This is a genomic window from Mesobacillus thioparans, from assembly GCF_965138835.1.
GTDB classification, from domain to species: domain Bacteria; phylum Bacillota; class Bacilli; order Bacillales; family Cytobacillaceae; genus Mesobacillus; species Mesobacillus thioparans.
Window position 1 is genome coordinate 80,302 of the sequence record NZ_CBCSFH010000016.1, and the last position, 12,938, is coordinate 93,239.

The window sequence follows — 12,938 nt, forward strand, 5'->3', positions numbered from 1 at the left end:
TAAATAAGAGAAAAGAGCCTGCACACTTAATTCCTAACTACAAAATGGCTTATGATCACGTTAAAATCGGCTTTAGGATTTTAACAACAATTTTTACGAAAACAGCCTTATGAAAACAACCTTAGCAACAACCTAAATATATGAAAAAGCGGTGCCTTGCATGCAAACAGGCACCGCTTTCTTTCATTTCTTCCAGTTTTAATTATAAAAAGGAACTGATCTACCGGGTTTTAATCAATTGTTTTTCTTACTATAAATCGCTTCGGCAATCTGGCCGCCATGGAACCGTCCATTTTCGATGAAGATTTCATTTGCGTTGTTACCCGCAGCGATCACGCCGGCAATAAATATGCCCGGTACATTTGTTTCCATCGTTTCTGGATCAAAGTGCGGCCGACCTGTTTCTGCATCGATCCCCACGCCCATTTTCTTAAGGAAAACATGATCCGGACGGTAACCTGTCATCGCAAATACATGATCATTCTCCAGAGTCACCGTTTTCCCTTCATGTTTATAAGCGATGGTATCATCGGTGATTTTTATTACCTCTGCATTAAACACCATCTTAACGGAACCTGCTTTTACAAGAGCTTCAAATTCAGGCAGGACCCACGGTTTGATGCTCGAGGAATATTCTGCTCCACGGTATAGTACCGTCACTCGCGCCCCGGCCTTCTCCAGTTCGATGGCTGCATCGACACTCGAGTTCTTTCCCCCAATGACAGCGACATCCATATCAAAGTAGGGGTGTGCTTCTTTGAAATAATGGGAAACCTTTGACAGCTCTTCGCCAGGTATTCCCATCAGGTTTGGATGATCATAGTACCCTGTCGCGATGACGATAGATCCTGCGGTGTATTGCTGTTTATTTGTTGTCACATGGAAGAGGGATCCACTTTGTTTCACAACTTCCGTCACTTTTTCGTATTTATGGATTCTCAGCTTTTCGCGTTTGACCACTTCACGGTAATATACCAGTGCCTGGTTCCTTTTTGGTTTCAGATTCTCGGTAATGAACGGCACATCACCGATTGCCAGCTTTTCACTGCTGCTGAAAAAGGTTTGATGAGTAGGATAATGATAGATCGCATTCACGATATTTCCTTTTTCAATGATAAGCGGATTCATACCCTTTTTTTTCAGGGCGATGGCTGCAGCAAGTCCGCATGGGCCCCCGCCGATAATGATGACATCTTCGTTATTCATATATTGAAAACACTCCTTATCAATCTGACTGATCACATAAAAATAAAAAATCTCCCATCATTAAATGATAGGAGATTTCATCTTCAGATTCAATGAAGAACCCTTTTCTTGCAAATAAATTAAATCCAGCCCCTGAATCTGCTTGCTTCTGCCATCTTCCTTACTCCGATCATGTAAGCAGCCAGGCGCATGTCTACTCTGCGTGTCTGGGCAGTCTCATAGATGCTGTCAAACGATTTCACCATAACCTTTTCAAGTTTCTCTTCCACTTCGTCTTCTGTCCAGTAATATCCCTGGTTGTTCTGTACCCATTCAAAGTAAGAAACGGTTACACCGCCTGCAGATGCAAGAACATCCGGTACAAGCAGGATGCCACGCTCCGTAAGGATTTCAGTTGCTTCCAATGTCGTCGGGCCATTCGCAGCCTCTACGACGATGCTTGCCCTGATATTATGGGCATTTTCTTCTGTAATCTGGTTTTCTATCGCAGCTGGAACAAGGATATCACAATCAAGTTCCAACAATTCTTTATTTGTAATGGTATTATTGAATAATTTAGTTACTGTTCCAAAGCTGTCTCGACGGTCAAGCAAGTAGTCGATATCCAATCCATCGGGATCATGCAGTGCGCCATACGCATCAGAAATACCGATGATTTTAGCACCAGCATCATGCATGAACTTGGCCAGGTAGCTTCCGGCATTTCCAAATCCCTGAACAACTACTCTTGCACCTTCCAATTCGATGTCTTTTTTCTTTGCAGCTTCACGGATACAGATCGTGACACCTTTCGCAGTTGCCGATTCACGTCCATGTGAACCACCGAGTACCAGCGGCTTGCCTGTAATGAATCCTGGAGAGTTAAATTCATCTATACGGCTGTATTCATCCATCATCCAAGCCATAATCTGCGAGTTCGTGAACACATCAGGTGCTGGGATATCCTTTGTTGGTCCGACGATCTGGCTGATCGCACGAACATAACCCCGGCTCAATCTTTCCAGTTCCCTGAATGACATGTCGCGAGGATCACAAACAATCCCGCCTTTACCTCCGCCATAAGGCAGATCGACGATGCCGCACTTTAAACTCATCCAGATAGATAAGGCTTTGACCTCTTTCTCCGTTACGTTTGGATGGAAACGTATTCCTCCCTTTGTTGGACCCACTGCATCATTGTGCTGCGCCCGGTAGCCAGTAAAGACTTTAACAGATCCGTCATCCATTCTGACAGGGATTTTCACTGTCATCATCCTGAGCGGCTCTTTTAAAAGCTCATACACCTCATCAGGGTACCCGAGTTTTTCCAAAGCCTTGTGAATAACAGTTTGTGTAGATCGTAAGACGTCATGTTTGTCTTCTTTATTTGGATTTTCATTACCGTTTGCGGCTACCATTGATAAACCTCCTAAATCACTTTTGCGGATGTTGTCTGCTTTCATGGATTAGTATACACCTTTGGTTATTTTATGCAAGAAGAAAAAATACGTTTTCAGCATTTTTTGACCCTTTCATGAAAACGCTGCCAATCAAGTCCTTATCACGATTGGCTTCAAAACAATTGACTGAATTGTAAGACATTCTGCAAGCGTGGAGGTATTAAAAAAAGCCGAAGCTCTTTCCATCATTATTAAAAATAATGGACAAGAGTTTCGACTGCACGTTCCTCCATAATTTCGTTCCCATATTCGAGCAGTCTGTGGATGCTCAATATCGATGGGACACCATACTCAGCCAATAAAGATACCGTCTTCTCTGCATCTTCAGGCAATATTCCATTCATAAGCAGATAATAATGACCATTCATAAAGTGCAGGCTGCCTCCGGAAATCCCTGATTGTTTCAACCTCTTGGCAAGCTGGATGACGTCTTCGATGTTTTCGAACTGAAACAGAATCTCTTCGCTTCCATCGACCGTTACCTGCATTTCAATGATCCCATCTTCAAATTGTTCTTCGTCTTCATCCTGTTCAAACATGGTGATGATCATGACCATTCCCTGTGCATGCAATGAGAAGATTTCCACTGCAACTGAACCGATGATGTCCAAATCGAATTCTTCACTGGCCTCCTCAAGCATATCGTGAAAAAGCTGGTGCCATTTCAAAGAATCCTTCCAAATATCCTCTTTGGTCAATCCCCGGTCGGATAAGTCATCTATCGTAAGGAATATCTTTATTTTATTGGTGGTTAAACGTTCCAAGCGCATAAATCATGCCCCCTGCCATCGACAAAGCTCTTATTTTAGTTTATGAAAAGAATGCAGGTTGGTGAGTTATTTCGATTAATCAATGCGCTTTTTCAACCAATTCTCCCACTCCGCCCTTGTGATTCCCACAATGTGTTCATGATGTTCTTTTCGCAACTCTTTTGGCATGGAATCGATGGCTATGCCACCGAGCCCGATTTGAAGATCAGGATAATCCCTGACCAGGATGCAGGCAAGTTCCAAAGTTGCTTTTCTGTTCTCTTCAAGGGTGCAGGATAAGAATAAAAACCTCGGTTTTACCTTATCGAGTACTGCTTCAAGATCATTTTCTGCAAGACCTGTGCCAAGAAAGATGACCTCGAACCCCTTACGCCTGAGGTACATTGTATAAATCAGCAAACCTAGTTCGTGTCTTTCGCCAGGACCGCACACTGCTACGGCCTTGGGAAGGAACGAACTATGCGGAAATGAACTAGATAATCCCTCGATCCTTGAACGAAGAAACGAAGAAACAAAATGCTCATGTGCAGTCGTTATACTTCCCTCTTCCCATAAATCGCCTACTTTAATCAAAATTGGCCCTAATAAATCAATGACCGTTTTATCTACTGTAAACATGCTGAACGCCTGATTGATCAGTTCATGGGCTTTTGAACTATTAAAATCCATCAATGCAGCCAAAATGTTCACGCGGAATTCATCCAGCTTGTCCCTTTTGGGCGGACCAGAAGATTCCAGCATTGGCTCAGAATTCTCAAGCAGGGAAACAGCCTGGCTGATCGTGAACCCTTGATTAACCTTGGAAATCAGCCACCTTAATATTTTCAAGTGTTCCTCTGTATAGAGGCGATGGCCGGATTCATTCCTGACAGGGGCAATCATCTGGTACCTTCTCTCCCATGCCCTCAATGTCCCCGGCTGGATCCCAAGCATGTTGGCTGCTGCTTTAATATTGTATTTTCCTGTGCTGTTCCCCATCGTAATACCTCCGTATATACCCTGTTCTCCCGATTATATCCGGGTATATATTCCGTTGTAAAACTTCAATCTGCTTCTTCAGGTTCAGGAACCAATGTAAGCAAATGGGTTTCAGGCTTTGCTCCAAGCCTGAACGGGACTCCTGTCGTGCCATATCCGTTGCTTGTCATGACGGTAATGCCATTTTTCTGTTTTATTCCGCCTAATTCGTAAGGACCAAATCCAAATATCCTTATCTGGCCTCCATGAGTATGGCCGCTTAAGATAAGTCTGATTTCGTCTTCTGCCGTTAAGCTGCTAGCGATTGCAGGATTATGGCTGACAAGGATGCGAAACCCATTTTCTTCGGCATCGCGCATAGCCAGATCCATCCTGCTTTTGCCAAGGCCGAAATCATCTATGCCCAGAAGATACAGGACGTCACCAGCGGCAGATTCGAATTTAACCGCAGTATTATCAAGAACCTTCACGCCTGAATGATACAGAAGAGAATCGAGTTCATGGGAATTGAATTCGTAATCATTGTTACCCCAGACAAAAAATACAGGGCCTACTGTTTTCAGTTTCTCGATATTGGCGGAAACTCTTTCTATCGGAACACCCTTCTCCGCAAGGTCACCACCGATGATGACGAGATCGGGTTTTCCTTTGACTTCATCGATGATCGAATCCGAAATGACACGCTTATGGATATCAGAAATGAAAAAGATTTTCACAGCGCCGAAGCTGGACGGAAAATCCTTCAGCCTGATTTCCTGCTTCAGAACTGTGTCCGCAAACGCCTGTTTATACATATATAGTAGAAGGAAGCTGCCAATCAGCAGCATCCCCAGTAGGATATAAATTATTTCCATCTCTTCCTCCCGCAAATACTAAATCTGGCCTTTGTCTTTGTACCCCATTGGGCTAAATGACATCATACCATAAAGCAAACAGAAAACGAAAAAAATTGCTGTCTGCCACCACCCCAGAGAAAACAGAACAAAAAAGCCGCAGAGACAGATAACTGCAAGGATGATATCACCTGACGATCCTTCACGTCCCTTTCCTGAATTCTTAACCGCAATAATGCCTGCTCCAATCAAGCCGCCCATTGAGAACATGCCGATGGCAAGCAACATTGTACCTGCCAGGAAATTAAAAGGGTTTAGGATGGACTCACTCACTAATTCATCGGGATCGAGAGGAATCAAAGTTGACATCCAGCTGACCGCCAGGTAACCAGAAACCAGTCCGATTACCAGCCTGATAACTTTCCAAATCATACAAAAACCTCCCATACTCAATGTATGAAAGGCCCTTGTCTTTATTTCCATATTGAAATCAAACCTCATGGATGTCAAGAATCCTGAATCCTGAATCCTCCAGCTTTTTGATAAACTTGTCTATATTGTCTTTCTTTTCGATCTTCATGACGATACGGCGGACGAGCTTGTCTGTCTCATCAAAAGTGACCAGTGAAATGATATGTTCATGGAACTGATGGGCAATATCAGCAAGCCTTGCGATTCTTCCTTCTGTTTCGACAGATGTAAAAGCAATCCTGACACCTTCCCTATATACTCCAAAAGCACTTTGGAATTGATCGAGAGCATCGGAGCGAGTCACAGCTCCCTGGAATTTCCCGTTTTCATCGACAACTGCCAGAAGCGGAATATCCTTCAATTTGACCAGGGTACTTTCAAAAATCTCGATCCCATGGAGAATTTGCTCTTGAAGGCAAAGTGCGTCCCCAGCCACCTTTTTTTGAAGGAATTCGTCCTTCTCTCCGCCTGCCTTGAAATATTCCTGGAAAATGCCATATCTTGTGACAACACCAGCATATTTGTCACCATCCAGGACCGGAACACCATCAATCTCATTCCCATCCAGTTTTTCCAGCACATTCTGCAATGTTTCATCAATCTGTGCGGTAATACATTTGTACTTCGGAATCATTATACTTTTAACAAACATTCCATTCACCTCTAATTTAAACTACTGCCATACCTTATATATTTCTGCATATCTGCAAAAATCCCTTCTTGTAAAGATAAATTTAACATGAATCGAATTTTTGGTCATAAAATGAAATGAAGTTCATTTAGAGGAGGGCTTAGCTTGTCATCATACAGAAGAGTTTGGTACCCATACGCCAGTCCCTTCGATCCTTGTCCGCCTATCAAGTCGAAAACGTTTTCCACACCACCGAATCTATTCCTGGGCTTCCAGCCGCCCAATCTTGAACAGTTCACGCCCATGCAGGCATTGAGGACAGGAACCCTGTGGAAGGTTTTCTATGACCCCTGGTATTCACCGTATGAAGCTCCAAGGGAGGAGGACCATTCATGAAACAATTGCCGAAGGAATTTTATGGTGCTATGGAGGAACTGCAGGCAGTAGATTTTGTACTTGTTGAACTTACCCTTTATCTTGATACCCATCCTGAGGATTACGAAGCCATAAATCAGTTCAACCAGTTCGCCAAAGAAAGGCGCAGATTGAAAAAGGTCGTTGAAAGTATGTACGGACCTCTCCAGCAATACGGCAACAGCTATTCTGGTTATCCATGGAACTGGTCAGACGGTCCGTGGCCTTGGCAAATTTAAACTCAACATAGGAGGGGGTAAGGAAAATGTGGCTTTATGAAAAAAAACTGCAATATCCCGTAAAAGTAAGCACCTGTAACCCCATGCTCGCAAAATTTCTCGTTGAGCAATATGGCGGGGCTGATGGCGAATTGGCTGCCGCGCTCAGATACTTAAATCAGCGTTATACCATTCCTGATAAGGTGATAGGATTATTGACTGATATCGGGACAGAAGAATTTGCTCATTTGGAAATGATCGCTACGATGATTTACAAACTGACCAAGGATGCCACACCAGACCAAATGAAACAGGCAGGACTTGATGCCCACTATGCGAATCATGACAGTGCCCTTTTCTACCATAATGCTGCCGGTGTCCCATGGACAGCATCTTATATCGCCGCGAAAGGTGATCCGATCGCCGATCTGTACGAGGATATAGCAGCCGAAGAAAAAGCAAGAGCCACCTATCAGTGGATCATCAATATGAGCGACGATCCTGATCTCAATGATGGGCTGCGATACCTTCGGGAACGTGAAATCATCCACTCCCAGCGTTTCCGCGAAGCAGTGGAAATCATCAAGGAGGACCAGGGCAAGAAGAGAGTCTTCTAAACAGGGCAGAAGCATCCGAAATGGATGCTTCTTATTTATTCTCATGATAAAGATTGATATCATATTTCTTTTTCATCATTTCGAATACAATATGCCGGCTCTTCCATTCCTCTTCTTTCTTCCATAAATCCTTGCTGCGGTCAACGATTTCACAGCGTAAGGCCTGGTATTCTTTTTCGGCTTTTTCCCGCTTCTCCTTCAATAGGATCATCAGTCCGTACGTTCCTACCGTCAGAATGAGGAAATAGAGATTGGCAGAGTTCTGTACATATACAGAAAATACCTCGGCGAAAGAATAGGAATACGGCTTCATCACCGTTATATACAGATAGTAAAAGTACATTGAGATCAAACCTATTGTTGCCCATACGGATAATAGATGTCTTGATTTAAACCGTTCAAACTTTTTCTTCCGGTCTATAACATTCTGCAGCATCCTTTTAGTCGCCGGATCAGTGCGGTCATCCAGATTCATGATTTCGTGTTCCATGGCAAGCCCTCCCTTTATATCATTTTTATGAACTTGTCCACGGAGATATGATTTTCATCCTAAAAAATCCTCACACTCCTGATTTTGTTCAGTTTATGGAAAAAATCAAAGTAAAAAGCCGGAAGTTTCCACTCCGGCTAGTTTTTAATCGGTATTTTCAGGACTTGTCCTGCCTGGATTTCATTGCCTTTAAGATTGTTCGCTTTCTGGATGATCGGGATGCCATCCTGGGACTTATAATAGGTCATCGCCACGCGGAATAGTGTCTCACTTGGTTTCACAGTATGATATATGATCGTTTCCCTGCTTGCGGCTTCTCCTTCATCCGGGCCAGCTGAGGAATCTGGTGCTGCCTGATCCTCTTTTTGTTCAGGAGCGGTAGTGGGTGCTTCTGTCTTGATTTCCTTCTTGCCAGTCACACTGGTTGCTTCCGCTGAATCTTTATCGCCGCTGCTAGACGGAGCAGGAGCTGCTGCGACTACCTCGATATCATCTGTGGTATCGGAAACTTCTTCAAAGGTTGGTTCCGCTTCATCCTCTTCCTTATTTTTTATCGGTTTTGCTTCATCTTTACTCTCAACATTGATCATTTCAACTCCGGCCCGCTCAAGTGTTTTATTCAACGGTCCATCCTCACCATCCAGATAGGAAAGGATGCTGAAAAAAGAAATCGGCAGCAAGATGAAAAACAACGCCATCAGCCTGATTACCGGGTATTTGACTTTCACTTTCGTTTTTTTCTGTTTTTGCCTATGGATCTCACTTCTTGGTGGCAGCGCATCCTTCTTCTCGGCTTTACTCTCAGACTTGCGTTCAACCCTTTTTCTCAGCCGCTCAGCCTGGTCCCTGATTGGTTTTTCATTATTCACTTTCTGTACCCCCATTTGCTGCATTACTCCTGAATTTAATGGTCATACCTAAGACGAAATCAATAACAAAATGCATGACGATGGTCACTGCAAGGTTGTTCGTGACCATATAAATATAGCCAATTAAGAAACTCAACAAGATAATATTCGCAAATAAAAACCAATTGAACAAATAACGGTAATGAACGACAGCAAAAATGATGCTCGAAATGATCAGACCAGTATTAGTCTGGATGACTCCGCGAAAAAGGATTTCTTCACTGGCAGCAACCATCGCTGCAATCAGCATGATCTGAAACACACTTCTATTCCTGAATATCCTTTCGTTCAGACCTCCATCGTCGTAATATGATTTCGGCAGATATTTCATCAGTACGATGTCCAGCGCAACGACTGCCGCGCCGGCTCCTAAACCGTACGTCAAGATATTCCGATCGTCCCAAATGAATAATTCCATGAATTCTCTTATACTATCAAACAATATCATACCCAATATGGACGAAATCGTTAATAGTAAAATTTGCGTAGCTGCAAGATGGAAAAGCAGTTCCTTTTCAGTAAGGCCCGCCACGGTTTCCTTATACTGATCTTTCATTCTATCCGCTCACTTATCAATAAGATTGAAGCCAAATCACTTTTCCAGTCCATCACAGTTTCCTTATGCTCAATGGATGATTCGGTTTCTTTATAATGCTCGATATATATCCCACAGGTGCTGCAGCAATTCACCGGCTTTTCCGTAAGTTCTTCATTGAACATTTCCAGTATAACAGCCCTCTTACATTCCTTTGTCTGAATCCAATCCAGCATGCTTCGGATCTTCTGTTTTTTAACAGACAAACGGTTTTCAATCAATCGCTGCATGCTCTCCAAATCAGTTTTATAATGGACATCCTTAATATTAGTAAGATATTCTTCGACAATCCTCCATTGAATCTCCGTGAACCCGCACATCATCGAAAGCTCTTCAGCCCGCTCACTTAAACTGTGGTAAGGTATGTGATGATCAACTAAAAACCCGAACAACCGTTCAAGCTGGTATTGATCTGGCAGCTCAGCTTCCGCAAGCTGATACGCCAGCTGCTCATCTCCAGGAGAATAGAGCAAAATGGCGATCGAATCCAATCCATCCCTTGCGGCTCTGCCGATTTCCTGAAGATACGATTCGATTTGCATGGGCATGTGAAAATGGATGACATACCGTACATTGTCTTTATTGATGCCCATGCCAAATGCGCTGGTGGCACAGACAACATCAAGCTGTCCATTAATGAACTGCTGCTGGATGAGAATGCGGCTTTCCGAATCAAGTCCTCCGTGATAGGCCATGACATTTTTGCTGCCCTTCTCCCTTAAATGAGCGGCTGTTTGCTCAGCGACTTTTTTACTGGAGAAATAAATGATTCCAGGCCCTTTTAGAAGTTTCACCAGATCGGCCGTCCTTTCCAGCTTTTCCTGGAAAGAAGATGCCTGTTCCAATGCGAGCGATATAGAAGGACGGTCCACTGAATAGACAACCTCATTCCATTCCTCAAGACATAGCTTTTCAGCGATATCCCTTCGGACCTCTTTGGTTGCAGTGGCTGTTAAGGCAAGTGTCAGTGGTTGTCCCAGTTTCTTACGGTATTCCCCCAGCTTGAGATAATCAGGCCTGAAATCATAGCCCCACTGCGAGATACAGTGAGCTTCATCCACAACATAAAGGGACACAGCCAGCTTCTTAAGCCGATCCAATACGGAATCAATCCCAAGCATTTCCGGGGATATGAAAATATATTTGAATTTTTCAAGTTGTTCAAGTGCCTGTGCCTTTTGTTGGGTGCTCAAAAATGAATTCAAAGCGATCACTCTTTTTTCACCCATGGCCATCATCTGCTCAACCTGGTCCTGCATCAGCGACAGAAGGGGTGAAACAACCAAAACCGGACCTGTAAGCAGGTAACCTGGCAGCTGATAGCATAATGACTTCCCTGTACCTGTCGGCAGCATCGAGATCGTATGTCTTTTCTCCATGACCGATTCGATGGTTTCCCGCTGTCCCGGGCGGAAATCATCGAACTGAAAATATTTAGCAAGATAATGTTTCAATTCCATTCGGCATCACCATATTTAGCTAGAACAAGCCTGATTTCAAAATAAGTGGAATCAGCAACCCGTTCCTTGATTTGCTTCAGTTTTTTAGCGGAATTCTGTTGTGCAGCCAGCATAATTCTTTCCTGTTTGCCGGGTGGCACATAGTTGTCTATTTCAAATCCCTTAATTGTGAGCACGATTTCAACAATATGATCTTCAATCGTGCTTGGCTTAAGATTCCGGACAGCGGCAATTTCATCAAGGCTATAGCCCCTTTGCAGCAATCTATAAGTTTTGTCGGTTGACAGCGTCAATGGCACTTCGTGTTCTGCCTTATTCAACAAACCGATCAGCAACGGATATGAAGATGGATCATCGAGTATCCTGTCGAACATGGCATGTAAACAATTCAGGAACTCATAATGATAATGAGCCGGTTCCATGCCAGTCAGGTCAGAAGCCTGCATGATCGTCAGCCCGATTTTCCTGAAGCCGGTCAACCTCAAGACGACCATTTCAGGTTTCGTCTCCTCATTATCCAGTGCTGAAATTAGTTCTGTGTACAACTTTTCCGCCAATATATAGCGATCTTCATTTTGCTGTCTGATATATTGCTTCACCCAGCCAAGTGTTTCCGGCTTATTGCGGATGGGTATGTATGCCCGTTCCTGATGGATCAAGTTCGAGCTCACCTGGATGAGCAGAGTCAATCTCTCCCAAAAGGAGTCGGTTACCTGATGGTACTTCCAGCCGTTTAAAAATTCAAGAAGCGGATATTGAAACAAATACTGTTCAAGCTCCTCTTCCCCTCTGGATGTCAATTTGACTTTTGTTTCAGCTATCTCCTCTACCAGGCTCCTCTGTTTCAGCTTTCCGACCATTTTTTCCAGCCCTTCCCTGGTCACTGAAGGGTATGTAGAAAAATAGGGAGTGATTTTATATAGATGAGCATCCTGGATGGTCTGTGATGAGCGTTTCCCCTGCAAAAGGTGGAACAAAGAATAAATCGTCCTCTCACCTTTGATTTTATTCAATATTGTCAAAACAACAGACTCCAGATAGGTCATTCCCATAATATCCACCCTTGAAATTAATGACTTTGTTGACTGAAAAAACACCTTTTCCATTTCATTTACCTGTCCATTTTTCGGGTAAAAACATACAAAGCTTACAAAGATCATTCCTGTCCTGCTATAGCAGAAAAATAATATACAATTATTTTACCATGAAAATGTCCTGCAGAATGTTTTATTTCAGCGTAAAATCGATTCAACGCCTTATCTGATAAGCATTCTCAATACTTTTTTTATTGAAATGTTGGCGATACAGTTTTACAATAGAGATGAGGAATACGTTTTCACTGTTATCCGTGAAAACAGCATATTATTGTTAAACACTTGGGAGGAATTTTATCATGGCTAAGTACACAATTGTTGACAAAGAAACTTGTATTGCATGTGGAGCTTGCGGTGCAGCTGCTCCAGATATTTACGATTACGACGATGAAGGCATCGCATTCGTAACACTTGATGAAAATGAAGGTATTGTTGAGATTCCTGATGTATTGGTCGACGACATGATGGATGCATTCGAAGGCTGCCCAACTGACTCAATCAAAGTTGCAGATGAGCCGTTCAACGGAGACGCAACTAAATTCGAATAAGATTATACATAAATTCCCGCTTAATAAGCGGGAATTTTTTATTGTGCTTTTTAAAAAAAATACAGAACAAAAAGCGCAAGCGCCTTGTCCAGCCCCCACAAAAGCTGGAGGGCCTGACAGTGAAGTCGTTCCTTGACTTCATTGACAGGACCGAAACGTCTCGAGGAGTTAGGAGCCGCAGCTAGCCAAGCGTCTCGAGCTGCTCAAAGCTAACGCTTATCGCAAGATACTCGAGGAAGCGCACTCAAGGATGAAAACTGGCTAGG

16 protein-coding genes are annotated in these 12,938 nt (G+C 43.4%); 4 read left to right on the forward strand and 12 right to left on the reverse strand.

The window, feature by feature from the left end:
- Positions 1–234: 234 nt before the first annotated feature.
- The 7 genes from ACNAZ4_RS20550 to ACNAZ4_RS20580 all read right to left on the reverse strand — a co-directional run bounded on the left by ACNAZ4_RS20550 (position 235) and on the right by ACNAZ4_RS20580 (position 6,349).
- Entirely contained in the window at positions 235–1,206 is a 972-nt protein-coding gene (locus ACNAZ4_RS20550; protein ID WP_415817625.1) for a YpdA family putative bacillithiol disulfide reductase, read from the reverse strand.
- A 119-nt stretch (positions 1,207–1,325) separates the two neighbouring features.
- Entirely contained in the window at positions 1,326–2,603 is a 1,278-nt protein-coding gene (locus ACNAZ4_RS20555) for a Glu/Leu/Phe/Val family dehydrogenase (protein WP_415817627.1), read from the reverse strand.
- Between the two features lie 233 nt (positions 2,604–2,836).
- Positions 2,837–3,415, reverse strand: coding sequence for a genetic competence negative regulator (locus tag ACNAZ4_RS20560; RefSeq protein WP_415817630.1), 579 nt, complete (start codon positions 3,413–3,415; stop codon positions 2,837–2,839).
- 75 nt (positions 3,416–3,490) lie between these two features.
- Entirely contained in the window at positions 3,491–4,393 is a 903-nt protein-coding gene (locus ACNAZ4_RS20565) for a MerR family transcriptional regulator (protein WP_415817632.1), read from the reverse strand.
- A gap of 65 nt (positions 4,394–4,458) precedes the next feature.
- Entirely contained in the window at positions 4,459–5,247 is a 789-nt protein-coding gene (locus ACNAZ4_RS20570; RefSeq protein ID WP_415817634.1) for a metallophosphoesterase, read from the reverse strand.
- An 18-nt stretch (positions 5,248–5,265) separates the two neighbouring features.
- A complete protein-coding gene (locus tag ACNAZ4_RS20575; RefSeq protein ID WP_415817636.1) occupies positions 5,266–5,658 on the reverse strand; it encodes a hypothetical protein in 393 nt (130 codons plus the stop codon).
- Between the two features lie 58 nt (positions 5,659–5,716).
- Positions 5,717–6,349, reverse strand: a complete 633-nt coding sequence (locus ACNAZ4_RS20580) for a CBS domain-containing protein (RefSeq protein ID WP_415817638.1) — start codon at positions 6,347–6,349, stop codon at positions 5,717–5,719.
- A 144-nt stretch (positions 6,350–6,493) separates the two neighbouring features.
- Between ACNAZ4_RS20580 and ACNAZ4_RS20585 the strand changes: the two genes are divergently transcribed.
- The 3 genes from ACNAZ4_RS20585 to ACNAZ4_RS20595 are packed head-to-tail and all read left to right on the forward strand — an operon-like array spanning position 6,494 to position 7,577.
- The gene (locus ACNAZ4_RS20585) at positions 6,494–6,724 is read left to right on the forward strand and encodes a spore coat associated protein CotJA (protein ID WP_415817640.1); all 231 of its coding nucleotides are present in this window, start codon (positions 6,494–6,496) and stop codon (positions 6,722–6,724) included.
- The gene (locus ACNAZ4_RS20590; RefSeq protein ID WP_415817642.1) at positions 6,721–6,981 is read left to right on the forward strand and encodes a spore coat protein CotJB; all 261 of its coding nucleotides are present in this window, start codon (positions 6,721–6,723) and stop codon (positions 6,979–6,981) included. The genes ACNAZ4_RS20585 and ACNAZ4_RS20590 overlap by 4 nt, the downstream gene beginning before the upstream one ends.
- Before the next feature lie 26 nt (positions 6,982–7,007).
- Positions 7,008–7,577, forward strand: a complete 570-nt coding sequence (locus ACNAZ4_RS20595) for a manganese catalase family protein (RefSeq protein WP_415817643.1) — start codon at positions 7,008–7,010, stop codon at positions 7,575–7,577.
- Positions 7,578–7,608: 31 nt separating this feature from the next.
- On the opposite strand, the gene ACNAZ4_RS20600 is transcribed toward ACNAZ4_RS20595, so the two are convergent.
- From ACNAZ4_RS20600 to ACNAZ4_RS20620, 5 genes are all read right to left on the reverse strand, one after another.
- A complete protein-coding gene (locus tag ACNAZ4_RS20600) occupies positions 7,609–8,067 on the reverse strand; it encodes a YpbF family protein (RefSeq protein WP_415817645.1) in 459 nt (152 codons plus the stop codon).
- A 137-nt stretch (positions 8,068–8,204) separates the two neighbouring features.
- The gene (locus tag ACNAZ4_RS20605; protein WP_415817647.1) at positions 8,205–8,951 is read right to left on the reverse strand and encodes a LysM peptidoglycan-binding domain-containing protein; all 747 of its coding nucleotides are present in this window, start codon (positions 8,949–8,951) and stop codon (positions 8,205–8,207) included.
- Positions 8,929–9,531, reverse strand: a complete 603-nt coding sequence (locus tag ACNAZ4_RS20610; protein WP_415817649.1) for a CPBP family intramembrane glutamic endopeptidase — start codon at positions 9,529–9,531, stop codon at positions 8,929–8,931. The genes ACNAZ4_RS20605 and ACNAZ4_RS20610 overlap by 23 nt, the downstream gene beginning before the upstream one ends.
- Complete coding sequence (locus tag ACNAZ4_RS20615; RefSeq protein WP_415817652.1) at positions 9,528–11,030, reverse strand: RecQ family ATP-dependent DNA helicase; 1,503 nt, start codon at positions 11,028–11,030, stop codon at positions 9,528–9,530. Before ACNAZ4_RS20615 ends, ACNAZ4_RS20610 begins: the two co-directional genes overlap by 4 nt.
- Entirely contained in the window at positions 11,021–12,190 is a 1,170-nt protein-coding gene (locus tag ACNAZ4_RS20620) for a YpbB family protein (RefSeq protein WP_415817655.1), read from the reverse strand. Before ACNAZ4_RS20620 ends, ACNAZ4_RS20615 begins: the two co-directional genes overlap by 10 nt.
- Positions 12,191–12,423: 233 nt before the next feature.
- Here ACNAZ4_RS20620 and ACNAZ4_RS20625 point away from each other — a divergent pair, with 233 nt between their 5' ends.
- Positions 12,424–12,672: a ferredoxin gene (locus ACNAZ4_RS20625; RefSeq protein WP_041965701.1), complete on the forward strand. Its 249-nt coding sequence runs from the start codon at positions 12,424–12,426 to the stop codon at positions 12,670–12,672.
- The last annotated feature ends 266 nt before the right edge of the window (positions 12,673–12,938 follow it).